A 24,887-nucleotide genomic window follows, 5' to 3' on the forward strand; every position below is an offset into this window, starting at 1 on the left:
GGGCGCGGCGGCGCGGGTCGCGCCCGCGGACCGCGATCGAACGTCCGCCGAACGACGCGCCGATTTTCTGAAAGGTTAAGGGGGCAGGGGACGGACCGCGGAGCATGGACACAGTTACGCAGGTCGTGCTCGCGGAAGGGACGGAGCTACCGATGGATGTCGTCGGCTGGGTTGCGTTGATCCTCAGCCTCCTCGTAACGATCGTCTGGCTCGCGTACCTCTACCGATAACGCTCCCGACGGCCACCGACGGCCGACCACCGTCTTACTCGGCGAGTTCGACATGTTCGCGGAGCCACGCGGCCGCCTCGGCGACCGTCTCCTCGTCGGTCCCCTGAACGGCGAGTCGGACGGAATTGCCCGGATAGCTTCCGACGCTGACGTCGAATCGATCGCGAACGCCAGCGATCCGGTCGAGCAACGCGCTCTCGGGTTCGTCGGCGACGACTTCCTCGCGGTAGGTCGGTGCGCCGGCGAACTCGGATTCGATCGACTCGAACATCCGCTTCATTTCGGCCGGTACGCCGGGAAGGACGTAGATATCTTCGACGACCGCGCCCGGGGCGACCCCCTCGTCGTTGTGTACGGCTCGAGCGCCGGCCGGCAGGTCCGCCGTCCCCGCGGTCAGGTCGTTCCGCGAGTAGCCCGACTCCTCGAGCCAGGCGAGCGCCTCGGCGTGTTCCTCGAGTTCGCGCCCGAGCGCGGCGGCGACGCCCTCCATGGTGACGTCGTCGTGGGTCGGTCCGAGGCCGCCGGTGACGATGACCGCGTCGTACTCGGCGCGGTACTCGTTGACGACGCGGGCGATATCGCCGATTCGGTCCGGGACTGTGGTGACGCGTTCGACCGAGACGCCGCGCTCGTCGAGTTGTGCGCCGAGCCAGGCGGCGTTCGTGTTCGTCGTCTGCCCGGCGAGCAGTTCGTCCCCGACCGTGACGACCGCGACGTTCATACGTGATCGTTCGGGCCCCGGATTGAAACGAGTATCGAGGCGCCGGTCCGCGGTCGACTCTCGAGATCCCTCGTCGAGGCGCAATCAGTTGCTTTTCAGACTGGTATATAACTGGACCGGTCAGGTAACCACAAGATTCAATTTTGATAATTCATTAGAGAGTGAACGATGTCTCAGAGTCGGACGGATGGAACCGAGGCGGATTCGAGCGCGATCCTCTCGGCACTCGGGAACAAGTACAGCGCAGAGATCCTCTGCGCGGCGGGAACACCGAAGTCGGCACAGGCCTTGAGCGAGGATATCGAGATTCCGATCGCGACGTGCTATCGGCGCATCGAGGAACTCGTCAACGCCGGACTGTTGACCTGTGAGGGGCGACAGCTCTCCGAAGAGGGACGCCGCACGAATATCTACCGGCGAACCTTAGACGAGATCGACGTCGATTTCTCGAAGGATCGCCCACAACTCTCTCAAAAGCGCCGAACGGAGGCCAAGAACAGACTGCAAGATCAGCTCAGGGACTAGCCGAACCGTCTCGAGCGACCGAGGAACGACGAATCGAATCAGGGATGGGAGACGTCGGTCGGACTCGACCGACGAGTCGAACGTTCGTTTTGACCTGTGACTCGAGTCGACGCCAGTAGACGGTCGTCCGAACGGATCGCCGTCGACGGTTCGGTCATCCTTAAGTAATCCCGCGGGAATACTGTGGTATGACCGAACCGTCCGACGGACCCGATCCAGCGGCCGCGACCGACGAGACCTCGACGGTAGCGAGCGGCGACGCCGCGAGCCGCGAGCAGGACCCCGTCGTCGGCACCGAACGCGTCCTCCGGGTCGGCCACGACCGACCGATCAGGATCAGCACCGGCCACCGGATCCGCCACCACGACGGCAAGTGCGCGCGCCCGCACGGCCACAACTACGAGGTCGCCGTCACCGTCGTCGGCGAACTCGCCGCGGAAGGCTGGGTCGCCGACAAGGGCGATATTACCGACGTCATCGACGAGTGGGATCACCGGTTCCTCCTCGAGGCGGGCGATCCGCTGATCGAGGCCTTCGAGGCCTCGGGCGACGGCGACGCGGTCGTCGTCCTCGAGCATCCGCCGACGGCGGAGGTGATGAGCGTGCTCTTAGAGCGCAAGCTCGCAGCTGCGCTCCCCGAGAACGTCTCAGACGTCCAGGTGCAGGTCAACGAGACCAGCGAACTCTGCGGGGGCGGCCGGTTCTGAGATGCCGGTCTCCGATTCCGTCGACCGCGACGGCGAGGGCGAGGACGCTCGAGACGGTTCGGGAACCCGCGGTGAGCGTCCCGACGACGGCCTCCCGATCAACGAACTGTTCTACTCGCTGCAGGGCGAGGGCACCCTCGCCGGCGTCCCGTCGGTGTTCGTCCGCACGAGCGGCTGTAACCTTCGGTGTTGGTTCTGCGACTCCTACCACACCTCCTGGGAGCCGACCCACGCGTGGCTCGGCCTCGAGGAGATCCTCGCCGAGATCGAGTCCCACGACGCCGACCACGTCGTGCTCACGGGCGGCGAACCCCTGATCCACGAGGAGAGCGTCGCGCTGCTCGAAGCGCTCGACGATCGGGGCTATCACACCACCGTCGAGACCAACGGGACGATCGATCGCGACGCGCCGATCGACCTCGCCTCGATCAGCCCGAAACTCGAGAGCAGCACGCCGACACCGGAGCGCGCGCCGGACGACGCCGACGAGGCCGACGCGGAGCGGTGGGCCGAGCGCCACGAGCGCGACCGGATCGATCTCGAGGCGCTGGCCGGTCTCGTCGAGGACTACGAGTTCCAGCTGAAGTTCGTCGTCACCGACGGCGACGATATGCCCGAGATTCTCGACCTGCTCGTGGAGCTCCGGGACGTTGCGGACGTCCCGATCCGCGACGACGACGTCCTCTTGATGCCCGAAGGCGCGACTCGAGAGCGCCTCGCGGAGACCCGAACTCGCGTCGCCGACCTCGCGATGGAGCACGGCTTCCGGTACACCCCGCGGCTCCACGTCGACCTCTGGAACGACGCGCCCGAAACGTAGCGACCGACGACCGTTCGACCACGAACACTACGATGACCGACGCGACCACCGCAACTGACGGAGACGAATCGACCGAGAAACGCGCCGCCGTCCTCCTTTCGGGAGGCATGGACAGCGCCACCGCCGCCTACGAGGCCCGCGACCGGGGCTATGACATCTACGCCCTGCACACCTCCTACGGCCAGCGCACCGAGGACCGCGAACTCGAGTGCGCCCGCCGACTGGCCGACGAACTTGATGCCGCGGACTTTCTGCAGATCGAAACCGGGCACCTCTCGGCGATCGGTGCCTCGAGTCTCACCGACGACGAGATGGCCGTCGCGGACGCCGACATGGACAGCGACGAGATCCCCACCTCGTACGTCCCCTTCCGGAACGCGAACCTGCTCGCGATGGCGGTCTCCTACGCCGAGGCCAACGACTGCGAGGCCGTCTTCATCGGCGCCCACAGCGAGGACTTCTCGGGATATCCGGACTGTCGTCCCGAGTTCTTCGAGGCCTTCGAGAACGTGGTCGACGTCGGGACGAAACCCGAGACCGACATCTCGATCGAAGCGCCGTTCGTCGAATGGTCGAAAACAGATATCGCCGAACACGGCGTCGGTCTCGAGGTCCCCTACGAACATACCTGGAGCTGTTACCGTGAGAACGAACCCGCCTGTGGCACCTGCGACGCCTGCGCGTTCCGCCTGCAGGCGTTCCAGAACATCGGCGTCCGCGATCCTATCGAGTACGCCGAGCGGCCGTCGTACGTGGACGAATGACCGGTTTTTGCGGGTGTAACTGAACGAGGATTTATCTCGGGATGTGTCCCCTCATATTTTATGGGCGGCCATGAGTAGTTGCTACCAATGTACCAGCGGGCGGATCGTGACGACCGCCAGCGACCGCAGGCGCTCGGAATCGAGTCCGATCTCGAGTCTTCCCGGGGGAATCCGGCGTTTCACGGGCTGGTCGGATCGCCTGACGAGTCCGATCACGATCACGACGATTCGACCGATCACGTCGCGCTCCTCTACGAGGACCGCGACGAGCAGTTCAGCGCCGTGATGCCCTTCGTCCGCCGCGGGCTCGAACGCGGCGAACGCTGTCTCTACATCGCCGACGAGAACGACAGAGCCGACGTCCTGTCCGCAATGCGGGAGTACGGCATCGACGTCGACGATGCCCTCGAGTCGGGCGCGCTCTCGGTGGTGACGCCCGCGGATACCTATCGTCGAACCGGCGAGTTCGACCGCGACGCGATGGTGCGGTTCTGGGAGGAGTCGCTCGCGGAGGCGACCGAGGAAGACGACTTTACGGGTATCCGTGCGGCCGCCGAGATGACGTGGGCCCTGAACGACGGCGATACCGACCTCGATCACCTCGTCGAGTACGAGGCGATCCTCAACTCGATCTATGAGGGCGAGCCGTACGCCGTCTGCTGTCAGTACAACCGCGAGCGGTTCCCTGCCGACGTCATCTACGAGGTGATCCGCACGCACCCGCTGCTCGTCCACGACGGCGTCGTCTCGGAGAACATCTACTACACGCCCCCGGCGGAGTTCTTCGGCCCGGATCGGCCCGCTCGCGAGGTCGAACGGATGACGACCACGTTGCGCGAGCGAACGATCGGGAACGCGGCCCTCGAGCACGCGACCGAGCGGTTCCGGAAGATCTTCGAGCACAGCCAGGACGCGATCTTCATCAACGATCCGTACGCCGACGAGATCCTCGAGGCCAACCCGGCGGGCTGTGAGATGCTGGGCTACTCCCGCGAGGAACTGCTCGAACTCGGGCCGTCGGACTGCCATCCCCACGAGATGGAGGCGTTCCGCGAGTTCGTCGGCACCGTCTTCGAGGAGGGTGCCGGCTGGACGGACGAGCTGAGCTGTCTCCCGAAGGTGGGCGAGCCGATTCCGGCGGAGCTCTCGGCGTCGAAGATCACGGTCGACGGTCGGCCGTGCATGCTCGCGATCGCCCGCGATATCAGCGAGCGGAAGGCACGCGAGCGCGCACAGCGGCGCCTCTACGAGATCGCCGCCGATCCCGAACGCTCGTTCAACGAGAAATTGCGGGCCATCTTCGACCTCGGCTGCGACCGGTTCGATCTCGAGCTCGGCGGGCTGGCCCGGATCGACCCCGAGACCGATCGGTTCGTCGTCGAGGCCGTCAGCGGCGACCACGAACACCTCCGACCGGGCGCCGAGGTTTCCCTCTCGGAGACCTACTGTCGCGTGTTTGCCGACGAGACGGACGAGGCCGAGAACGACGCGGCGACCGACACCGCGTCGATCACCGATCCCGAAGCCACCGAGTTCGAGGGAACGACGGCCTACGAGGAGTTCGGCGTCGAGTCCTATTTCGGCACGCGGCTCTCGATCGCAGACGACCTCGACAGAACGTTCTTCTTCGTCTCGACTGCGCCCCGCGAGGAGCCCTTTACCGAGGCCGAGCGGACGTTCCTCGACCTGATGGGCCAGTGGGTCCGGTACGAACTCGAGCGCGAGCGCTATGAAGTGACGGTAGAGGAGACGATCGAGCGGCTCGAGCAGTCCAACGAGCGCCTCGAGCAGTTCGCCTACGCGGCCAGCCACGACCTCCAGGAGCCCCTGCGGATGGTCTCGAGCTACCTGCAACTGATCGAGAGCCGGTACGCCGACCGACTCGACGACGACGGCGAGGAGTTCATCGACTTCGCGGTCGACGGCGCCGAGCGGATGCGCGAGATGATCGACGGCCTGCTCGCATACTCCCGGATCGAGACGCGGGGCGAGCCGTTCGAACCGGTCGATCTCGAGGCCGTGATCGACGACGTCCTTGCGGATCTCCGACTCCGAATCGCGGAGTCCAACGCCGAGGTCGCCGTCGGCGACCTGCCGACCGTCGCCGGCGACCGAAATCAGCTCCACCAGCTGTTTCAGAACCTGCTGACGAACGCGCTCGAGTACAGCGGCGACGAGCCGCCGCGAGTCGAGATCGCGGCCCGACGGGACGGTCGGCAGTGGATCGTCTCGGTCAGCGACGAGGGGATCGGCATCGAGCCCGGGGAACAGGAGCGGATCTTCGAGGTGTTCGAACGGCTGCACAGCCGCGCGGAGTACGACGGCACCGGCATCGGCCTCGCGCTCTGTCAGCGGATCGTCGAGCGCCACGGCGGTGACATCTGGGTCAACTCCGAACCCGGCGAGGGATCGACCTTCTCCGCGGCGTTCCCCGATCCGGTCGTTCGGGAATGAGCGGCTCAGGGGGTCGCTATTCGGGTCCGAACACGGCAGGCACCTCGAGAACCGACCAGTCGTTAGATTAGTAACACGACGGGTCGAATGTCGATACCAAGACCGATGCTCCCGCTCCGCGAGTGGTTCCGCGACGAGGACGGGTGGACGACGCCGGACGGTCGCCGCGGCGAACTCGTCGAACTCGTCGTCGCTCTCCCGGTGTTCGCTTTCTTCGCGACGCGCGAGACCGGTGCGCCGTCGCCGACGGACCGCCCGATCGCCGTACTTCTCGGCGTCTGCTGTGGCTTCGGGTACACGGTCTACTGGCGCGAGCGACTTCTCTCGCGGATCCCCGAGCAACTGCGCACGTTCGCCGTGACCTTCGTTCTCGGCGGCGGAACGGGTCTTTCCCTGCTCCAACTCGTCCACCTCGCGGCGCCGACGATCGTATTCGTCGTCGCGGCGGGGACGACGATCGCCGCGATCTACGCGACGTGGCTCTGCTCGCCGCTCGAGGACGGGCTGCGACCGCCGCGTCGGGGCGTCGAACCGCCGTCGTCGCTCGAATCGTCCGAGTAGCCCGAGTCGTCGGCACCGGCGGCCTCGAAGCCGTCAGCATCGGAACCGAACGCCTGACGCCCGCCGTTCGATCGCCCGGTCGGCACCGACGAACCGGCTTCTACCACGCCGCCTCGAGGATCCCCTCGATCTCCTCGACCGACGGCTCGAGTCTCGGCGGCGCGTTCGCCATGAACGCGTCGTCGAGGATCGCCTCCGCGACGGCGGCGAACTCCTCGGGCTGGGGGCCGTCGACCTCGCGTAACTGCGCGGGGAGGTCGAGCCCGTCCCGAATCTCCGCGACCGCCTCGACGACCGCCGCACCGCGGTCCGCGGCGTCGCCGACGCCGAGCGCGTTCGCGAGCATCCCAGATCGCGCGTCCACGTCCTCCCGTTCGAAGAGATACTCGAGGACGTGCGGGACAACGATCCCGTGGGCGGCCCCCTGCTGGACGTCGTAGCCGGCCGTCAGCCCGTGGCCGAAGGCGTGGACGATCGAGAGCGTCGTCTCGCCGGGCCGGGAGATGCCGTACTGGACGAGGACGATCCCCTCGAGGAGCGTCTCGAACGTTCCTACGTCGCGGTCGCCGTCGCCGAACGCCCGGAGACCGTCCTCGAGTTTCTCGAGGCCGTGTCTGGCTGTCGCGTCGGTCACGGGCGTCGCGTTGGCCGCGTAGAGCGTCTCGATGCCCTTGTCGAAGCCGTTCATCGCCGAGCCGGTGAGGACCGAGTCCGGCGTGGTCGCGACCAGTTCGGGGTCGTAGACCGCCGCCGCGGGCATCAGGTCGGGGTGGGAGACGCCGCCGCTGACCGTCTCGTCGACGGGACCCTCGTCGGGATCGGCAGCGATGCCGGCGACGTTCGAGAGGTCGGCGCCCGCGAGCGTCGTCGGCACCGCGACGACCGGCACCAGCCCCTCGTCGGGGACCGGAAGCGTCCCCGTCTCGGCGAGTTCCCGGCCGGCGGCTGCCGGGCCGTAGCCGTTGGCCGCGAGGACGCTGATAACCGTCGCGACGTCGAGGCTGCTGCCGCCGCCGACGCTCACGATCGCGTCGGCGTCTTCGGCCTCGAGGCGGTCGCGCCCCGCCAGCGCCGTTGAGAGCCGCTTCGCCGCCGACGTCTCGTCGAACACGCCGGCCAGCCGGTCTCCCAGCCCCGATTTCACCGGTTCGATCACCGTCGGCGTCTCCCCCACCGTCGAGCCGCAGACAACCAGCGCGCGCTCGAGACCCAAGGCCTCGAGTTCGGCCCCGAGGTCGTCGACGCTGCCGGCGCCGAAGCGGATCGTCGCCGGGTCGTAGTCGAAACGGAAGGACGGATCGCGGTCGCTTTCGCTCGAGCGAGAACTCATGGGCGGTCGTACGGATCGCGGGCTGTTAAAAGCGAGAACAGCGGAGATCCGGGTACGAGGTGTCGGTTCGGGATCCGATTCGCCGGTTCGTTCGCGTCCGGCGGTCCGCTCGTCGTCGTCGGACTCGCGGCGTTAGTGGCCGACGCCGAGATACGCGTGGACCGCCTCGTCGTTTTCCAGTTCGTCGGCGAACGCGACGGCGAAGTCCTCCATCGAGATGTAGCTCTCGCCGTCCTCGTCGGCGACGAGTTGGCGGTCCGCGGTGCGGTACTCGCCCGTCCGCTCGCCGGGCTCGATCACCGCCGCCGGTCCGAGGTAGGTCCACCGGAGATCGTCCGCCTCGCTGATGACCCCGTACGCGTCGATGGCCGCCTGCGCGAGGGGCTCGAGTTCGTCCGGGAACTCCTCGGTCTCGATGAGCATCGTGTCCGGGCCGACGTACAGGCCGCCCGCACCGCCGGTCCAGACCAGGCGGTCGGTGTCCGTCCGCTGGAGTCCCTCAACGACGGTCTCGGCCATCTCGACGAGGACGTCGACGTCCGCGTCGTCCGACGGGCCGAGCGCCGACGCGACGGCGTCGTGATCCGCCGCCAGGGACGCGATTTCGTCCGCGTCGGTCGCGTCGGCGGCGACCGCCTCGAAGTCAGGGTCGTCGATCTCGTCGATCTCGCCGCTGCGGGACGTTCCCGTTACTTCGTGACCGCGCTCGAGGAGTTCGCTCGCGATTCGTCGTCCGATTCGGCCGCTCGCACCGAGTAGAAGTACGTTCATGATCGTGGGGTAGGTGATTTCGATGGCAGTCGGCACGCGATACGCAGATGAGCAACCGGACAGCCGGTCACATCACCATACCTGCTATTGGGACGTAACTGTGATATAGTTCAGCGAACGTCGGTATGAGCAAGTCACACCGATGTCACCGCACTCGGATCTCGAAGCGAAATACGCCAGCTGTCCGGTGATCAAGACCCTCGAGGAGGTCGGCTCGCGATGGCGGCTGACCGTCATTCACGTCCTCCGAGAGGGCGAACTCCGCTTCAACGAACTCAAGCGCGCGACGGACGCGAACTCGCAGACGCTGTCACGCGTACTGGACGACCTCGAGGAGAAGGGCTACGTCGAGCGGCGAGTCGAGGAGGAGAGCCCGATCGCCGTCTACTACTCGCTGACGCCGAAGGGCGCGGACCTCCTCTCGGCGTTCGACGAGATCCTCGAATGGGGCGAGAAGTGGATCGACGACGACCGCGCCGGCGGCGAGGAGCGCGACCCGTAGCGAGACGAAGCGCTCGGTACGTGCCTCGAGCGGCGACGGCGGGCGTGACGATGCGCACCCCTCCGTGTGTAACGATGCTGTGGCTCCGCACTGTTACTGCTGTCTTGTCGCGGCGCCGCGACTCGATCGCTACGCCCGTGGCTCTGCAACGAGACGGCGCCGGCGAGAAAAATCGATCTCGGTTGTCGATCGCGACTCGAGAGTCGGACTCGCTTCGAATTCGAGTCCGAGTCTGGGCCGATTATTCGGCCGCGACGTCGTCTTCGTCGACGTCGACCGCGGTCGCTTCCTCTTCGGCGACCTCTTCGGGGTGGGCCTCGAGGGTAGCCTTCTGGATCTCGACGCGGCGCAGCGGGTAGATCGTCTTGGCTTCGCCGTAAATCCCCGAGGAGAGTCGACCCTCGACGACGCTGTCGATGAGTTCCTCGAAGGAGCGCTCGGCGGCGGCCTCCTCGATCATCTCGACCATCTGGTTGCGGATGGCCTTCTCCTGGCTCGCGTCGGCCTTCTTGGTCGTAAAGGCGACGGGCTGGATCTGGACGCGGTAGTCGTCCGTCGTGAGGACGGTGACGTACGCCTCGACCTTCGAGGCGCCCCGTCGGACCAGCGAACGCAGGTAGTCCCGAGTCAGGGAGTGCTCGACGAACTCCGTGTACGCCGAGTCGCTGCCGACGTCGGTGATCTTGAAGGTCAGCTTGGTGTTGTTCTCGCTGGCGTTGTTGTTGAGTTCGCCGAGCGTCGTTTCGATGGTTCGGTCGTAGACCTTTTCCGGTTCGTCAGCGGGGGTTTCGCCGAGTTCCTGGCGGTCGAACTGCTCGGGTGCCAGGACGGTGTACCACCGCTTCTCCTGTTTCGCGCGTGAAACTGATCGTTCACTCATGATGTATCTGTAGTGTTGCTGTCCGCATCGGACGCGCGCCCCGCGTCCGCTGGTTGCTCGCGCTGTTCCCGTCGGTCCCGTCCAGAGCGGGCCACGTTAATCGCCACCTCGAGGTTGACCGCGTAGTCGTCGACGTTCGAGTGGAGGCCGCCGGTCGTCTCGCGTTCGATGTGCGTGACGACGGCGCCCTCGGTCTCGCTCTCGTTGCCGTCGCGCTCGACGACCGTCTCCATCTCGTCGGTGTTGTCCGGGCGAAGCGCCCGCGCGACGAGTTCGGGGTCGTCGTGGCGCGTTCGGATGGTCGCGCGCCGACTCATCGTCGGTCCCTCACGATCTGGATGAGCGTCGACTCGTCCACGGCGGGATCGTACCGCAGGTAGCCGCGGCGGCGGCCGCCGTCGTAGGCGACCCCCTCGATTCCGACTTCCTCGAGTTCGCGTGCGACCGCCTCGACGGTCGCCCCCAGCGGCTCGCCGCCGCGGGTGGCGATCGCCGCCTCGCCGTCGGCGACGGCGAGGACGGTCGCTTCCGGCGACCGGTAGGCCGCGGCGATCCTGGCGACCGCTTCGACGGGGCCGTCGTCGACGCCGACGACGAACAGCCCGTCGTAGCGTCCCGTCGAGCCGGCCTCGAGGGCCACGTGGGCGCGTCGGCCGTGCTCGCGCCAGGCGTCCAGTGCCGGCTCGCGGGCGTCATGGCCCATCGCGAGCGCGGCGCCGGTGCCCGGCTCGGTGCGGGCGGTCGCCTCGAGGACGTCCGCGTAGCCGCCGACGGTCGCAAACGGAGCGTCGGGCGTCGCGTACGGCCGGAGCACGCGTTGGACTGTCTCGGCCGCAGCCGGTACGGCCTCGTCGTCGCCGACGATATCGAGGGCGACGGCGGAGCCGATCGTCCGGCGTGCGTCCGCGTCGAACGCGTCCGGCGCGGCGAGGTTGACGCCGAGTTCCTCGAGTGCGGTCCGCGTCGCGCTCAGGTCGCCCGACCACGGTGCGCGAAGGCGCGTCGAGTGGGCGAGGCCATCGACCGGATCGGTCGTCGGCACCGCGACGCCCGGTCGGCGATCGACCAGGCCCTGCGATCGGGCGGTCTCGAGAACCCACTCGCTCTCGCCAGCGCCGGGTTCGACGCCAGCGGCAACGAGCCCCGCGAGCGCGAGGACGTGATCCGGCGACGCCTCGAGACCGCGAACGGCCTCGAGCGCCGCGAGCGTGGCGGGTCGGTCGTCGTCGTCGAGCCGCGTCGCGTCGGCATCGATTGCGCCGATCGCGACGGTGACGTCGTCGGCCGCCGCCTGTCGGTCGCGAACGCGCTCGGTTCGGTCGGCGACCGTGGGGCCGACGCTCACCTGGAACGGCGTCCCGCGGTCGGCCAGGGCCCGCGCGAGCAGGCCGCAGGCCGCCAGCGCGTCGCCGTCGGCGCGCGCAACGAGGTGGACGAAGCCGGCGCTCCCGATCGCCTCCGCGGCGGGGGCAGACGGCGGCTCGGCGGACCGACTATCGGTGGCCATCTAGATCGGTGGGGTTACTCCTCGTCGATGATCTCTTTCGCGACGTCGTAGGAGTACGTGAAGTCCGGCTCGACTTCGTCGCCGCGGTAGTAGTCGACGAGGCGTCGAACCTTCGACTCCGTGTTCTGCAGGGCGCGCTTGTTCTGGTAGTCCTGCGGGTTCTGCTGGATGTGCTCGCGCAGGCGCACGGCGCGCTCCATCAGGTTGTAGAGGTCCTCGGGGAACTCGGATCGCGCGTCGTTCTCCTCGAGGATCTCGGTGATCTTCTTCCCGGTTGCCAGCTTGACGTCCGGGACGGGCGTGCCGGTGACGCCTTCGTCGCGCAGCTTCATCCCGATCTGACTGGGATCGTAGCCCTGCTCTGCCAGTTCGACGACGCGGGATTCGATATCGTCCGCGTCGACGTCGCTCCACTCCGGCGGGTCGTCTGCCGTCGGCTTGTCCGATCCGGACGAGCCGCGACGGCGGGTGTGCATTCGTGCCATTGGTGAGGATAGGAACCGCACTGACCGCTGAAGTCGTGTGACAGTCGCCGCTGCGACCGTCCGTGCACTTCCGCAATCCCAAGCCGTCCGAAACAGTGGACGGCGCAGTCAGATTTGCGGCCGTGCGCTTCCCACCAGTGTCTTCGCTCGGACGGACTAAAGGGTTTCTAGACTGGGTTCCTCGAGTCGCGTTTGGTGAAGGCTCGAGAACGGCTGATGGTTCCGAAAACACTACGAAAGCCCTGATGCGATCGACCATCCGGGCCAAGCGAGAGCTTTTAGCTCTCGCTGGCATTCGCTCGCTACGCTCGCGAATAACTCGCTGCGCGTGGTTCGAGGGAGCGAAGCTCTCTCGTCATCACGGAAGACCGAAGGTCTTCCGAACGACCTCACTCCGTTCGGTGCTTACTTCGTCTGGGACGGATCGATCGCATCAGCCCCTTTCATTCCCACCCACTGTGACATGACCAGCCAGCTGAAACGGGCGGGACTGAAAGGGGCTGCCTCGCTCGTCCCGGTGAGGTCGTTCGAAAGACGCTTCGCGTCTTTCGTGATCACGAGAGACCGAAGGTCTCTCGAACGACGACGTAAGGACCGCAGGACGGAGTCCGAGGACCGCAGCGAGTTGCAACCGGTCGAGCGAGGCAGGGGCTTTCGTAGTGGTCTCGAGCGTAGCAGTGCTAAAATAGCGGAAAGCAACCGGGGTCAGCCAGTCGACAACTAATTATTGCTGTCCGACGCGCGTCTCCTCTTCGTCCCAGTACTCCTCGCGGAGTTCGTACTTCTGGACCTTGCCGGTCGCGGTCTCGGGGAGATCTTCGACGAAGTCGACGCTCGAGGGCTTCTTGTAGCCCGCGAGGTGTTCGCCGACGAACTCGAGGATCTCGTCCTCGGTCGGCTCGGCGCCGCTTCGCGGGACGACCAGGGCCTTCGGCGTCTCACCCCACTGCTCACTGGGGACCGGGATGACCGCGGCCTTCCCGACGTCGGGGTGGTCGTAGAGGACGTCCTCGACCTCGATGCTCGAGATGTTCTCGCCGCCGGAGATGATGATGTCCTTCTTGCGGTCCTGGATCGCGACCATCCCGTCTTCGTCGATCGTCGCGAGGTCGCCGGTGTGGAAGTAGCCCTCGAGGCGCGCGGTGAACGCCTGCTCGGTGGCGTCGGGCTTCTCGAGGTAGCGGTCCATCACCTGGTTGCCGCGGACGACGATCTCGCCGATGGTCTCGCCGTCGCGGGGGACCTCCTCGCCGTCCTCGTCGACGACGCGGACGTCGGTACAGAGCGTCTGGCTGCCCTGCTTGACCTTGAGCTCGCGGCCCCGCTCGGCGAGTCGGCGCGGCGAGTTGCTCGTCGTGATAATCGGCGCGGTCTCGGTGAGCCCGTAGATGTGGATGATCCGCCAGCCGAACTCGTCCTCGACGGTCTCGATGGTGGCCGTGGCGGGCGCCGAGCCCGCGGTCGCGATCCGGACGTCCCGGTCGCCGGTCGTCTCGAGGTCGGAGTGTTCGTCGTGGTACTGGATCAGGTTGTTCAGGACCGTCGGCGCGCCGCACATGAACGAGACGTCGTACTCGCGCACGCGCTCGAAGACGCCCTCGGCGTCGAAGGTCCGCTGGCAGACGTGGGTCCCGCCGGTACCCGTAATCGCGTAGGTGTGGCCCCAGCCGTTGCAGTGGAACATCGGCAGCGTCCAGAGATAGGTGTCGTCGTCCCGGATCTCCATGTGCTGGTTGAGCACCAGCGCGTGCCAGTGTTCGGTGCGGTGGGTGCGGACGACGCCCTTCGGATCGCCCGTCGTCCCCGAGGTGTAGTTGATGCTGGCGTCGTCGTCCTCGGTGATCTCGGGACGATCGGGTTCGTCGGCGGGTTGGTCCTCGAGGAGGTCCTCGTAGTCCTCCCAGTCGCCCTCGATCTCGTCGGTCCGATAGCCCACGAACGTCTCCGCCGGCACCCCGTCGCGGATCGCCTCGATCTTCTCGGCGTAGTCGTCGTCCGCGACGATCGTGTTCGCCGCGCAGTCCTCGAGGATGTACTGATACTCGCCCGAGGCCAGCCGGTAGTTCAGCGGAACGAACACCGCGCCGAGCTTGTTGGTCGCGTACAGCGTCTCGATGAAGTAGTGCGTGTTCGGCGCGAGCAAGGCGACGCGGTCCCCCTGTTCGACGCCGCGCTCCTCGAGGGCGCGTGCGAGCTGATTCACGCGGTCGTTGACTTCCTCGTAGGTGTACTCGGTCCCGTCGTGGGCGACGACACCGGTGACGTCGCCGTAACTGTCGACCGCCCGCTCGAGGAAGTCCATGGTGAGCATCTCCCGTTTCATTTTGTGGTACCCGTTACCACTGACCACGTAATGGGCCAAATGTTTACTCCCGCCGTCCAGCGAGTGCCAGGGTGGTGTGCTAATACGTGGGATGGCTCGAGCGTTTCGAGGGGTTTATCTATTCCCGCGGAAAATGGAGGAATGCGTACGAGGGCTCGTAGATCAGAGGTAGATCACTCCCTTGGCATGGGAGAGGCCCCGGGTTCAAATCCCGGCGAGTCCATTTCCTTCCGTTCACTTCGTTCCCTCCAGTCAATGGACTCACCGTAGTCACACTCGCTTCGCTCGCGTGACTCCCGGCGAGTCCAATACCAGTATCAGAGTTTTACACCGCAAGGTACGGACCTTGAGAAGGACGGGTTCGCCACTTTTGGGCTGACGACTACTCCCTCACAGAATAGACTTCATCAGAAAACCGTACGCGGGCCGACGCCTGTTGGCGGTTTTCTGAGGGAATCGAGGTGGTTCGCGTGATTCGGCGTCCGATCGGCGTCGATCACTCGCCACTGATCTGTGAGTTCTGCGGCTGCGAAATCGACTATCCGAGAAAGCGCTGCCCGACGCTCGAGGTGACGATGCTCAGTATCTAGGGGAGTGCGACTCGTCCGAATCGGGCGCGATTCCGCGGGATGGAACGCTCGACGCCGCTGATTCTAACCCTCGCTCGAGTCGCATCGGGCGGGACTAGATATCTAGGGGTGCCCGCACGACCGTCGCTTCGACTATTGAGAGCCCGGTTCTTCGAACGATGCGGGTCTGGATCCATGTGGAGTTCGACGGAACTCCGAAGAGACGACCATGAAACGAACTCTACGCATTACGGTTGCACTGGTGTTCGCCGTGGCACTCGTCGGTGCCCTGGCGAGCGGCAGTGCGCTCGCATCCCCGAGCGATTGCACGTACACCGACTACTGTAACGACGCCGACGTCGATCAGTCCAACGCCGCCGACGTCTTCCAGAACGGTTTCGGGAACGACGCTGACGTTGACCAGCGCAACAAAGCAGGCGTCTTCCAGGACGGCAAGTACAACGACGCCGATGTCGATCAGCGCAACAAAGCAGGCGTCTTCCAGGACGGTAAGTACAACGACGCCGATGTCGACCAGCGCAACAAAGCAGGCGTCTTCCAGGACGGCAAGAACAACGACGCCGACGTCAACCAGCGCAACAAGGCACTCGTCGATCAGGACGGCAAGAACAACAACGCTGACGTGACCCAGCGCAACAAGGCACTCGTCGATCAGGACGGCAAGAACAACGACGCCGACGTCGACCAGCGCAACAAGGCGATCGTCGACCAGGACGGCAAGAATAACGACGCCAGCGTCGACCAGCGCAACACCGCCACCGTCGACCAGGACGGCAAGAACAACGACGCCGACGTCGATCAGGAGAACACCGCCGTCATCGATCAGCGCTAATCCGATAGCCGACGCTCCCCGTAGCGAACTCGCGAAGCGCCGCGACCGAGAGCCCGTCTCGAGGGGAGCGTCCGGACGATCGACCGAGAGATCCCCGATGACGAAGAAGACGAAAGCGACAACGACCGAAGACGAGCCGACTCGCATCGGCGATTCGATTCGTCGTCTGATTCCCGGAGCCACAGCCGTCCTGCTGCTACTTGCCGTCACAGGAGGAACCGTGCTGGGGCTGCCGGCAGCGGGTACCGGTCCCGCAGACGACCCGACGATCGGCGCGACGGACGCGGAGGCTGCTGACGACGTGAACGTGACCGTCGAGATCGACTGTGACGAGAGCGACGTGCTGGTTACCGCACCCGACGACGACGAGTACGGACTCAGCGTCGTGAACGTGGGTTCGTCGGGGACCAGTACGAGCACCTCGAGACGGACCCCGCTCGCGGGGAACGCGACGGTTACGGTAGGCGACGCCGACATCGTATACGCGTTCGTCACCGACGCGTCGACCGGGGAGCCGATCACGTCGGCCGTAGAACAGTGCGTCGAAGAACCGCGAACGGAGACGACCGACGGGCCGTCGATAGCCGTCGACTGCAACGAGAGCGCCGTCCGGTTTACGGCGCCCGATGCCGTCGCGTACACGGCTCGGGTGTCGTCCGTCGACGTCTCGCCGACGGGTGCGTCGACCAGCACCGTGAGCGGAACCGTGACGGGGAACGCGACGGTACCGATCGGAGACGACCTGATCATCGCGCTCGCGTCGACCGACGACGCCGACGAGCCGATCACGGCGATCCGAGACTGCGGTCGGACCGCAGGCGACGAGCGCTCGCCGGCAGCGGAGCCGTGCTCGAGTGACTCGTCGGACTCGTGAGCGACCGGTCGGCTTCCCGCCGCACACGCGGTGCGATCCCGATGGCGCTCTCCCCAGGTAGCGCTTCGGCCCCGAAAATTCGCATTTTTCAGGGCGATCGTTCTCGAGGCACCCGCTATCGCTCCCCGCTGAAAGCGCAAACGGTCGCCCGCCGACGACCGGCGGTTGACGACTGACGACCAATGTTCGAATACGACACGTTCGATTCAGTTTCGAAACGCAGCGTCCTCAAAGCAGTCGGGACGCTCCTTAGCGGGACGACGCTGCTCACCGTACGAACCAGCGCCCGGACTGGGGAGCGATTCGACTTCGAGATCACGGAGCTGGCCGCGGAGACCGTCACCGCTCGCGTGCGCGTCTCGGCGGCGCTCGCGACGCACCTCCGGGAGGTGCCGAGTCAGATCGTTCTCGGACACCGCGACCAGTTCGGTCTCTCGGAAACGGACTCGGCCGCTATCGACGACGCGGTCGTCGAACGAACGTCCGAGGACGGCGTCGCCACGCCAGACGTAATGGCCAGCTTCGAACGCACGGACGTGAATGCGAACGCGAATCGGTACGTCGTTACGATGCAGTTTCGCACTCGAGAGATCGATTTCTCCGGGGCCGAGATCGAGGACGGGATGCTGACAATGGGGCTGTTCGTTCCCCGACTCGGGTCGGAAACGGAATCGGTCGTGGTCACGGACGAGATCGAGAGCAGTTCGGTCGACCTCGAGTAGGCCTCCGTCTCCGCGACGACTTCCGCCGCGATCTCGACCGGACTCGAGTGCTGCGGTTCCGGACCTCGCGTCGACGGCGTCGCGTTCGATCGCGATCCCTACGCGGGTTCGTACTCGTACCCGGAGGTCGTATGTTCCGCGAGCAACTCGCGGGCCCGGTCCTTGTCGTACGACTTGTCGACCCCGAACGGCGTAATCTGCGAGTCGTCGTACCAACTCGACCACCGCGGCTGGAACGTGTGGGTCCACTCGGCGAGTCCGCGGAACGCGTCCTCGGTGATCGCCGGTTTCTCGACGGCCATGGAGAGGGCCTGTCGGACCTCGCGGGTCCGCAGTTCCGCCCACCCATTTGCGCGTTGATTGTACGCGACGATCGTCAGGAACGGCTGCGGAATCTCGTAGATCTCGACGGCATCCGCCTCTCGAATATCCGCGTAGCGTTCCGGCGGGATCGACGTCGCCGTGAGCTCCCCGTCCGCGAGCGCCTCGAGGCGGTCCGTTCGGTCCCCGATCACTCGGTAGCTGTAGCGTTCGAAATACGGCGCGTCGCGCCACGCGTCGTCCACGTCGTCGGCGTGTTCACGCATGTAGTACTCCTCGTTGCGCGCGGTAACGAACTCCTGCGTGCGATCCCATCGCTCGAGCGTGTACGGGCCGAGGTTCCCCGTGAAGCTGAGTTCGGCGAACGCGTCGCTCGCGCGGAGCGCGTCGGCGTCGGGAACGTGCGCCTCGTAGAGTTCCTTCGGCGCGCAGTACGATCCCCAGAGAACCGGTTCCAGCGGAAAGTCGGGGTTGACCGACTCGAGCTCGAGCTGGAACTCGGACTCGCTCGTTTGCTCGACGTTTTCGACCGCCGCCCAATCGTCAACCCGGTTCGAGGGCGGGGTGGGCTCGTTCCAGGGGTGGTCACGCCCGCCGTCGATGGTGTGGACGTTCTCGATCTGGTACACCCAGTCGTCGGCAGTCATCCGGCCGTAGTCGTCGCCCCACCGGAGGGTGTCCCGGAGTTCGCAGACGTATACCTGGCCGCTGCCGGTGTCGGTAATATCCATCCACAGCGGTCGGACGGTGCCGTTTTCGTCGACGTCGTAGGCTCCGTCCAAGGTCAGGTTGATCCGCGCGGTGGCCCTGCTGTCGGTGCGCTCGGGAAAGTACAGCCCCTCGGCCTCGCCTTCCACGCCCCAGACCCACTCGTCGGAGGCGGTGGGGCCGCCTTCGTTTTCGTTTCCGTCCCCGTCCTCGTCCACGTACCAGGTCGCGCTGTCCCAGTTCCCCCCGAAGGCTTCGACCGGACCGCGAACCGAGCGTCGGTACCCGATAACGTCGTCCGACATCGCGAGGAAATTCACCGGCTGCTCCTCGCTCAACGCGCCGAGGACCTCGGCGATCGGCGCTCGCCGCTCGTCCGGATCGGTTGTCGTGCGGAACGCTTCGAGTCGCGACTCGATGTCGGCCTCGGGAACGTACCCGTAGTAGTTGGTCGGCGCCCGCTCGAGCCAGAACGCGTCGATCGCGGCGGGCGTTCGCGGATACGTGTTGAACGCGACCCCGAACATGAGGTCCCAGGCCGATTCGCTCGCGGTTTCCTCGCGCGGTCCGGCGTTGTTCGGTCCCGCAGTCCACTCGGGGTCACCGTCGCCGAGGTACCGGTTTCGCACGTACTGCCGGAGGAGCCGATCGTAGCTGACGCGCTCGAGGGAGACCGCGACGCCGAGATCCGCGACCTCCGCCGCGATGATCTCGGCGGCCGTCTCCACCGCGTCGTTCCCCTCGATACACGCGAGTAGCAGTTCCACTTGCGTTCCGTCGGGTCCGATCAACTCCGCGTCGCCGCTGTCGTCGTCTCCGTCTTCATCCTCGTTACCGCCGTCGCGCCCGCAGCCGGCGATGCCGACCGTCGTTCCGACCCCGACCGCCTTCAGAAGCCGTCGTCTGGCCACTGCGTCGCCGTCGGGATCGGTCCCGTCCCCGCCGACTGTGATATCCAGTGGCATAGTTAGAGGTACGGAACGGAGTATGAAAGTCGTTATCAGGGGCGGTCGTCGACGCGGCTCGACGGTTCCGGGGCGTTCGCGTCGCCGCGTCGGGGCGCCGATCGCGGGAGGTCGATGATCACGATCGACCCGCGCGGGTCGTTGTCGGCGAACCGGAGCGTTCCGCCGGAGTTGTCGACCACCCAGTAGGTCAGCCAGAGGCCGAGCCCGCTTCCGTGCTTGAGCGCCGTCTCGCGCCCCTCGTCGATCGCGGCGCGATCCTGTTCCGGAATGCCGGGACCGTTGTCCGCCACCTCGATGCGAACCCGTCCGCCGTTCTCGTCGGCCGGATCGCGGTCGACATCCGGTTCGGGGCCCGTCGCGGTCACCGCTATTTCGACGCGCGGGTCGTCGCTGTCGTTGTGTTCGCAGGCGTTCTCGCAGACGTTCTCGACTGCTAGCCGCACCGAGGGAAGCGCCATCGCCCACGCCTCGTCCGGCAGCGACGCGGTCACGGTAACGTCGGGGTATTCCTCGCGAAGCTCTGCGACCGCGTCGGCCGCGAGCGAGGCCACGTCGACGGGCCTTCGATCGGGATCGGCCTCGAGCGCGTTTTTCATCTGTCGCGCCTTCCGGCTCAAGCCCGTGATGTCTCGCCCGGTCCGGTGGATCGTCTCCGCCGCGCCGACGACCGTTTCGTCCGCAGCCTCGTCGGCGATGAGGTCCGCGTAGTTCAGAACGATGCTCATTCGGTTGCGGATATTGTGCTGCAACACGCGATAGAGGACGTCGAGGCGCTGCCGGCGCTCCCGGAGTTCCGACTCGCGCGCTCGCAGCGTCGCCGCCAACTCGTTGAAGCCGTCGCTCATCCGTTCCCACTCGGCGCCGCCGCGCAGCGACACCGTACTGTCGTAGTCGCCCTCGCCGAGTCGGTCGAACCCGTCGAGCAATCGCTCGGTTTGGCGGAGGCTCACGGCGTACTGCCAGTAACCGAATCCGACCATGACGAGCACCACGATGACCAACAGCAGCGTCTGGAGCGCGGCTAACCGATCCAATCGATCCGCTAGCAGCGTCCGATCTCGAGTGACCGTGACCTCCCACCCGGTCGACTCGACGATCGAGGAGCTTTCGATCCCCTCGTCGAACGTCCGCTCGTTCTCGTTGAGAACCACCCCGTCTCCGACGATAGTGACCGTCTGCGAACTCGTCTCGAGCGGCGGGATCGCGTCGAAGATCGTCTGCCGGTCGAGGTACATGGCACCCACGAGGACGCCCCGAACCCCCGACCCGTCCAGTATAGGCGCGCTGAATACGAGAACGGGCCTGTCGGCTCGCTCGGCGTATTCGACGTCGCTCACGTACGTTTCGCCCCGAAGCGCCCGCTCCACGTACGGCGTTCCGCTTCGGTCGGATCCGATCACCGAGCGTCTCGTCCCTGCCGTAACGGAGCCGCGGAAATCGACGACCGTTCCGTTGGCGTCGACGAGTTGCGCCGAGTAGAATCGAGAGTTGTCGAGAAACGCATCGAGGAACGGACCGCTCCGATCGAACTGCCGAGCCTCGGGCCGCGAGGCGACCAACCCGATCCGATCTCGGTGTTCCCAGATCGTTTCGTCGATCTGCTCGGCGACCAACGAGGCCGTCTCGTCGGTTCGCCGTTGTTCGTCGTCGACGACGTCGCGTTTGTACGACTCGAGCGTCCAGTGAACCGTCCCGCTCAGCACGAGCGTGATCGCGACGAGGATGACGACGAATTTCGTTCGTAATCGGACTTCCATTGCTAATTTGTGGTAACAACTGTCATAGTACTCGGTACGCGCACTTAAGGGCACGCGACGAACGTCGTCGGACACCCGCGACCGGCCGCGCACGAAAGCTATAACTCGGTCACAGGCGAACTTCTCTAGGACATTCGTTAGCATGGACCACGACCAGAGCCCGACACTGCTCGTCGTCGACGACGAGCGCGAGGTGGCGGACGCGTACGCGCTTCGTCTTCGGCGGCGGTACGACGACGTCCGGACGGCGTACGGAGGCGAGGAATGCCTCCAGGAGATGGACGAGACCGTCGACGTGGTACTGCTGGATCGACGGATGCCGTTCTCCGGCGACAAGGTGTTAACGGAGATCCGCGATCGGGGACACGACTGCCAGGTCATCATGGTAACGGCCGTGAATCCCGGGTTCGATATCGTCGATATGCCGTTCGACGACTACCTGTGTAAGCCGATCGAGAAGGACGATCTCTTCGCGGCAGTCGAACAACAGGCGACCGCCGCGTCTTACGACGATCCGCTCTCAGAGTTCTTCAGCCTCACGGCGAAACTCTCGGTGCTCGAGGCCGAACACACGCCCGAACAGCTCGAGGAGTCGAGCGAGTACGTCCGCATGCAACGTCGGGTCGCGAAACTTCGCGAGGGGCTGGAGGTGCCGCGGGAGGATTTCGAGCGAATGGTCGAGACGTTCACCGCGATCAATCGGGGCGAAGGGTAGCCATCGCGGCAGCCGTCTATGTCGCTCTCTCGTCGGTCTCGACCCCGCGAAATTCGAAGCGCGCGCCCCCGGCGTCGCTGGCCGTGAGCGTCACGTTCCAGCCGTGGTCTTCGACGAGTTGGCGGACGATAGCCAGTCCCAATCCGGTGGTACCGTCTTCACTCGAGTAACCGGGTTCGAACACTCGCTCGCGCTCCGCGGGGGGAACGCCCGGCCCGTCGTCGGCGACGTAGAACCCGCCGTCCAGGCCGCCGACCGTCACGGTCGCATCCCGACCGCCGTGTTCGACCGCGTTTCGGAACACGTTCTCGAAGACCCGCTGGAGCCTCTCGGCGTCGGCCTCGAGCGTCGAGAGGTCGGCCTCGATAACGAGCGCGGCGTCGGCCGTTTCGACGGTCTCCCACGCCGTTTCGGCGATATCGCCGACGGCCACGCTACCGCTCGGTTCGATCTCCGTCCCGCCGACCGAGAGCGCGTCCCGAATCAGCCGCTCGATCCGATCGAGCGCGCCCTCGACTTTCTCGAAGTGAACGTCCTCGCCCGTATCGCGAGCCGCCTCGAGGCGGATTTTCGCGACCTCCAGCGGGTTTCTGAGATCGTGCGCCGCGACGGTGACGACTCGCTCGAGCCGGTCGGCGCGTGTCATCACGCGGTCGACGCGCCGGCGTAACTCCGTCACGGTCGTGTAGACGACGTAGCCGCCGGCGTCCCTCCCCCCGTCTCCGTCCTCGTCCGGAGGCGGGATGGCCTCGAGACGGAAGTACCGCCGCTCGTCGTCGGTTCCGCGGCGAATCTCGACGGTGACGCGTTCGCCCGCATTGAGTTGTTCGAGGATCGCCGCTCCGGTCGCGTCTGCGTCCGGTTCGTCTCCCTCGGACGGTCGCGTCGCGTTTCCCGCGGCGGTCGCCAGTTCCCAGCGCGGACCGGAGTCACGGTCGGTCGGTCCGGGAAGCAGTCGTTCACGGAGGGGCGCGTCCCTGATCGCCGCTTCGCCGACCTCGAAGGCCGTCTCGAACGCGGGATTGACCGCGCGCACTACGGCGGTTCCTCCCTCCACCTCGTAGTAGAGGAGCGGGTCGGGGAAACGCCGAAAGAGGCGTCGCGTCGGTCCGCCGTCGGCGACGAGCGGGGCGGACTGGTCGTCGCGTCGCCGTTCGAAGGGGCACCCGTCCCGCCGGTTGCTGCGACCGGTCATTCGTTTCGCCTCGGTTGGTGGTCGTCGACCGCGACCGGCCGTTCGTACTCCGCGTCGTCGTCGAAGAAGGCGTTGAGGAGTTTCCGCTGCCCCGCTCGCAGATGATAGTGAAGCGTCGGCGAACTTATTCCGAGCGTCTCGGCGAGCTCCTCGGCGGTGCTGTCTCGCGGTGATTCGAAGTACCCGCCGTAGTACGCCATCTGGAGGGTGTTTCGCTGGCGCTCGGTCAGGCGTTCGTGGAGCCCGCTCCGGAACTCCTGTACCGTTTCGATCGGTCGTTCGCGGTCGAGTTTCGACAGTAGTTCCGATCTGGGAAACCGCTCGCCGACGGCTTCGACGACTTCTCGAATGTCGCTGCTGGGCGCTACTTCTGCGACGATCAGCCCGGTTCCGTGATCGAACTTCGCCGTTCTGACGGTTGCGCCGTACGTGGCTAACGTGACGATCGGCGACCGTCCGGACACCGTAACCTCGGTGAAGCCGCCGGTCTCGGTAGCGGACTCGTGGATCACGCGACCGGCGTCGACGTCGGATCGATCGTCGGCCAGTTCGAGGAGCACATCGGGTTCGGCACCGTCGACGCGAACGTAGCAGAGTAACGATGCAGCGTCCAACGGGACGATGCCTTCGACCGCGAGTTCGCAATCGAGTTGCGCGGACGCCGTCGCAAAGAAGGCGTCGGTGATACGGAACGTGAGTTCGATGACCGTATCCGAGAGCAACAGATTACGCTGGCGAGTCGCGTTGATGACGAACCCGGTGGTTACGCCGAGCGTTTCCAGGCTCTCCCGTTCGCGCTCGCTGAAGGCGTCCGGATCGAGTGCGTAGACGCTCAACACCCCGTAGGTGGTGTTCCCGTACCGGAGCGGGACGACGATGCTCGACTGCAATCCGCGAGCGAACGCTTCTCGGCGGACCGGTTCGGGAACCGACTTGTCGTCGACGAGATGGCGGACGACTCGCGTTTCCCCCGTCTCCATCGTCGCGAACTCCGGCCCCCTCGAGCCGTCGGCGTCGGCACCGCTCTCGACGATCAGCTCGAGAATTCCGTCGTGCTCGCCGGCCGCGGTTCGACAGACGAGCTGCTCACCCGTCATCTCTCGCTCGCCGATCACCGTAAACTCGTACAGGTCGGTCTCCGCGAGCCGCTTACAGACCAGTTCCTCGACTTCCTCCCGGGTCGTGGCCCCGACGAGGTCCCGAATGATCTTCTGGACGATGTTGTTGATCCGCTCGAGGCGGGCCAGTTCCGCCTCCCGATCCTCGAGGTCGCCCTCGAGGGCTTTCCGGTCGGTCACGTCTCGGTAGTAGACCACGAGTCGCTCTCCGATCGTCGTCGTCCGAACGCGAAGCCAGACGTCTAGCTCCGGGAAGTACTCCTCGAAGGAGATCTCGGCCGGCTCCGGATCGTCGCCGCCGAAGTGCTCGTGAAACGTCGCCGCGAACGATCGCGGGAACACGTCCCTGATATCGGTCCCAACGAGGGTGTCGCGCTCTCGCTCGAGCAGGTCCGCCGCGACAGCGTTAGCCGTCGTAATCTGCCAGTCGGTGTCGACGACGAGCACGCCGTCGGTGACCCCGTCGAGGACCCTATGCATGCTAGTCGATATCACACTGTTGTACGT

General features: G+C 65.9%; 24 protein-coding genes and 1 tRNA gene. 13 read left to right on the plus strand and 12 right to left on the minus strand.

Going from position 1 to position 24,887, the window contains the following annotated elements:
• The first annotated feature begins 104 nt into the window (after positions 1-104).
• The gene (locus EH209_RS24965) at positions 105-230 is read left to right on the plus strand and encodes a hypothetical protein (protein ID WP_267878308.1); all 126 of its coding nucleotides are present in this window, start codon (positions 105-107) and stop codon (positions 228-230) included.
• A gap of 34 nt (positions 231-264) precedes the next feature.
• Here EH209_RS24965 and EH209_RS13205 read toward each other — a convergent pair whose 3' ends face one another.
• Positions 265-951, minus strand: coding sequence for a competence/damage-inducible protein A (locus tag EH209_RS13205; protein WP_126663329.1), 687 nt, complete (start codon positions 949-951; stop codon positions 265-267).
• A gap of 168 nt (positions 952-1,119) precedes the next feature.
• Here EH209_RS13205 and EH209_RS13210 point away from each other — a divergent pair, with 168 nt between their 5' ends.
• The 6 genes from EH209_RS13210 to EH209_RS13235 all read left to right on the plus strand — a co-directional run bounded on the left by EH209_RS13210 (position 1,120) and on the right by EH209_RS13235 (position 6,782).
• The gene (locus EH209_RS13210) at positions 1,120-1,476 is read left to right on the plus strand and encodes a winged helix-turn-helix domain-containing protein (protein WP_008896640.1); all 357 of its coding nucleotides are present in this window, start codon (positions 1,120-1,122) and stop codon (positions 1,474-1,476) included.
• Between the two features lie 188 nt (positions 1,477-1,664).
• Positions 1,665-2,183, plus strand: coding sequence for a 6-pyruvoyl trahydropterin synthase family protein (locus EH209_RS13215; RefSeq protein WP_126663330.1), 519 nt, complete (start codon positions 1,665-1,667; stop codon positions 2,181-2,183).
• Between the two features lies 1 nt (position 2,184).
• Entirely contained in the window at positions 2,185-3,003 is an 819-nt protein-coding gene (locus EH209_RS13220; RefSeq protein ID WP_126663331.1) for a 7-carboxy-7-deazaguanine synthase QueE, read from the plus strand.
• 32 nt (positions 3,004-3,035) lie between these two features.
• Positions 3,036-3,767 (plus strand): 7-cyano-7-deazaguanine synthase QueC, encoded by a 732-nt coding sequence (gene queC / locus EH209_RS13225; RefSeq protein ID WP_126663332.1) that lies wholly within the window; start codon positions 3,036-3,038, stop codon positions 3,765-3,767.
• An 87-nt stretch (positions 3,768-3,854) separates the two neighbouring features.
• Positions 3,855-6,221, plus strand: coding sequence for an MEDS domain-containing protein (locus tag EH209_RS13230; protein WP_126663333.1), 2,367 nt, complete (start codon positions 3,855-3,857; stop codon positions 6,219-6,221).
• Positions 6,222-6,308: 87 nt separating this feature from the next.
• Positions 6,309-6,782: a hypothetical protein gene (locus tag EH209_RS13235; RefSeq protein WP_249038795.1), complete on the plus strand. Its 474-nt coding sequence runs from the start codon at positions 6,309-6,311 to the stop codon at positions 6,780-6,782.
• A 100-nt stretch (positions 6,783-6,882) separates the two neighbouring features.
• Here the strand turns inward: EH209_RS13235 and EH209_RS13240 are convergent, their stop codons facing one another.
• Together EH209_RS13240 and EH209_RS13245 are read right to left on the minus strand one after the other, a co-directional pair.
• Complete coding sequence (locus EH209_RS13240) at positions 6,883-8,112, minus strand: iron-containing alcohol dehydrogenase family protein (RefSeq protein WP_126663334.1); 1,230 nt, start codon at positions 8,110-8,112, stop codon at positions 6,883-6,885.
• A gap of 132 nt (positions 8,113-8,244) precedes the next feature.
• The gene (locus tag EH209_RS13245) at positions 8,245-8,883 is read right to left on the minus strand and encodes an NAD(P)-dependent oxidoreductase (RefSeq protein WP_126663335.1); all 639 of its coding nucleotides are present in this window, start codon (positions 8,881-8,883) and stop codon (positions 8,245-8,247) included.
• Between the two features lie 142 nt (positions 8,884-9,025).
• Here EH209_RS13245 and EH209_RS13250 point away from each other — a divergent pair, with 142 nt between their 5' ends.
• Entirely contained in the window at positions 9,026-9,385 is a 360-nt protein-coding gene (locus tag EH209_RS13250) for a winged helix-turn-helix transcriptional regulator (protein WP_126663336.1), read from the plus strand.
• 241 nt (positions 9,386-9,626) lie between these two features.
• Here the strand turns inward: EH209_RS13250 and EH209_RS13255 are convergent, their stop codons facing one another.
• The 5 genes from EH209_RS13255 to EH209_RS13275 all read right to left on the minus strand — a co-directional run bounded on the left by EH209_RS13255 (position 9,627) and on the right by EH209_RS13275 (position 14,580).
• On the minus strand, positions 9,627-10,265 hold the full coding sequence (locus EH209_RS13255) for a 30S ribosomal protein S3ae (protein ID WP_008896649.1): 639 nt from the start codon (positions 10,263-10,265) through the stop codon (positions 9,627-9,629).
• Complete coding sequence (locus tag EH209_RS13260) at positions 10,262-10,582, minus strand: KEOPS complex subunit Pcc1 (protein WP_126663337.1); 321 nt, start codon at positions 10,580-10,582, stop codon at positions 10,262-10,264. The genes EH209_RS13255 and EH209_RS13260 overlap by 4 nt, the downstream gene beginning before the upstream one ends.
• On the minus strand, positions 10,579-11,772 hold the full coding sequence (locus EH209_RS13265; protein WP_126663338.1) for an exonuclease: 1,194 nt from the start codon (positions 11,770-11,772) through the stop codon (positions 10,579-10,581). Before EH209_RS13265 ends, EH209_RS13260 begins: the two co-directional genes overlap by 4 nt.
• 14 nt (positions 11,773-11,786) lie before the next feature.
• A complete protein-coding gene (locus EH209_RS13270; RefSeq protein ID WP_126663339.1) occupies positions 11,787-12,257 on the minus strand; it encodes a 30S ribosomal protein S15 in 471 nt (156 codons plus the stop codon).
• A 724-nt stretch (positions 12,258-12,981) separates the two neighbouring features.
• Complete coding sequence (locus tag EH209_RS13275) at positions 12,982-14,580, minus strand: class I adenylate-forming enzyme family protein (protein WP_126663340.1); 1,599 nt, start codon at positions 14,578-14,580, stop codon at positions 12,982-12,984.
• A 151-nt stretch (positions 14,581-14,731) separates the two neighbouring features.
• On the opposite strand from EH209_RS13275, the gene EH209_RS13280 reads away from it, so the two are divergent.
• From EH209_RS13280 to EH209_RS13295, 4 genes are all read left to right on the plus strand, one after another.
• A tRNA-Ala gene (locus EH209_RS13280) sits at positions 14,732-14,803 on the plus strand.
• A gap of 575 nt (positions 14,804-15,378) precedes the next feature.
• A complete protein-coding gene (locus EH209_RS13285) occupies positions 15,379-16,002 on the plus strand; it encodes a curlin (protein ID WP_126663341.1) in 624 nt (207 codons plus the stop codon).
• Between the two features lie 97 nt (positions 16,003-16,099).
• Positions 16,100-16,876 (plus strand): hypothetical protein, encoded by a 777-nt coding sequence (locus EH209_RS13290; protein ID WP_126663342.1) that lies wholly within the window; start codon positions 16,100-16,102, stop codon positions 16,874-16,876.
• A 182-nt stretch (positions 16,877-17,058) separates the two neighbouring features.
• Positions 17,059-17,598 (plus strand): hypothetical protein, encoded by a 540-nt coding sequence (locus EH209_RS13295; protein ID WP_126663343.1) that lies wholly within the window; start codon positions 17,059-17,061, stop codon positions 17,596-17,598.
• A gap of 98 nt (positions 17,599-17,696) precedes the next feature.
• Here EH209_RS13295 and EH209_RS13300 read toward each other — a convergent pair whose 3' ends face one another.
• Together EH209_RS13300 and EH209_RS13305 are read right to left on the minus strand one after the other, a co-directional pair.
• Positions 17,697-19,592, minus strand: a complete 1,896-nt coding sequence (locus tag EH209_RS13300; protein WP_126663344.1) for an ABC transporter substrate-binding protein — start codon at positions 19,590-19,592, stop codon at positions 17,697-17,699.
• A 35-nt stretch (positions 19,593-19,627) separates the two neighbouring features.
• A complete protein-coding gene (locus EH209_RS13305; RefSeq protein ID WP_126663345.1) occupies positions 19,628-21,352 on the minus strand; it encodes a sensor histidine kinase in 1,725 nt (574 codons plus the stop codon).
• 142 nt (positions 21,353-21,494) lie between these two features.
• Between EH209_RS13305 and EH209_RS13310 the strand changes: the two genes are divergently transcribed.
• On the plus strand, positions 21,495-22,067 hold the full coding sequence (locus tag EH209_RS13310) for a response regulator (protein ID WP_126663346.1): 573 nt from the start codon (positions 21,495-21,497) through the stop codon (positions 22,065-22,067).
• 16 nt (positions 22,068-22,083) lie between these two features.
• On the opposite strand, the gene EH209_RS13315 is transcribed toward EH209_RS13310, so the two are convergent.
• Together EH209_RS13315 and EH209_RS13320 are read right to left on the minus strand one after the other, a co-directional pair.
• Complete coding sequence (locus EH209_RS13315) at positions 22,084-23,262, minus strand: sensor histidine kinase (protein ID WP_126663347.1); 1,179 nt, start codon at positions 23,260-23,262, stop codon at positions 22,084-22,086.
• The gene (locus EH209_RS13320; RefSeq protein WP_126663348.1) at positions 23,259-24,860 is read right to left on the minus strand and encodes a bacterio-opsin activator domain-containing protein; all 1,602 of its coding nucleotides are present in this window, start codon (positions 24,858-24,860) and stop codon (positions 23,259-23,261) included. Before EH209_RS13320 ends, EH209_RS13315 begins: the two co-directional genes overlap by 4 nt.
• Positions 24,861-24,887: the final 27 nt, after the last annotated feature.

This window comes from Haloterrigena salifodinae (genome assembly GCF_003977755.1).
Classification (GTDB): Archaea; Halobacteriota; Halobacteria; order Halobacteriales; family Natrialbaceae; genus Haloterrigena; species Haloterrigena salifodinae.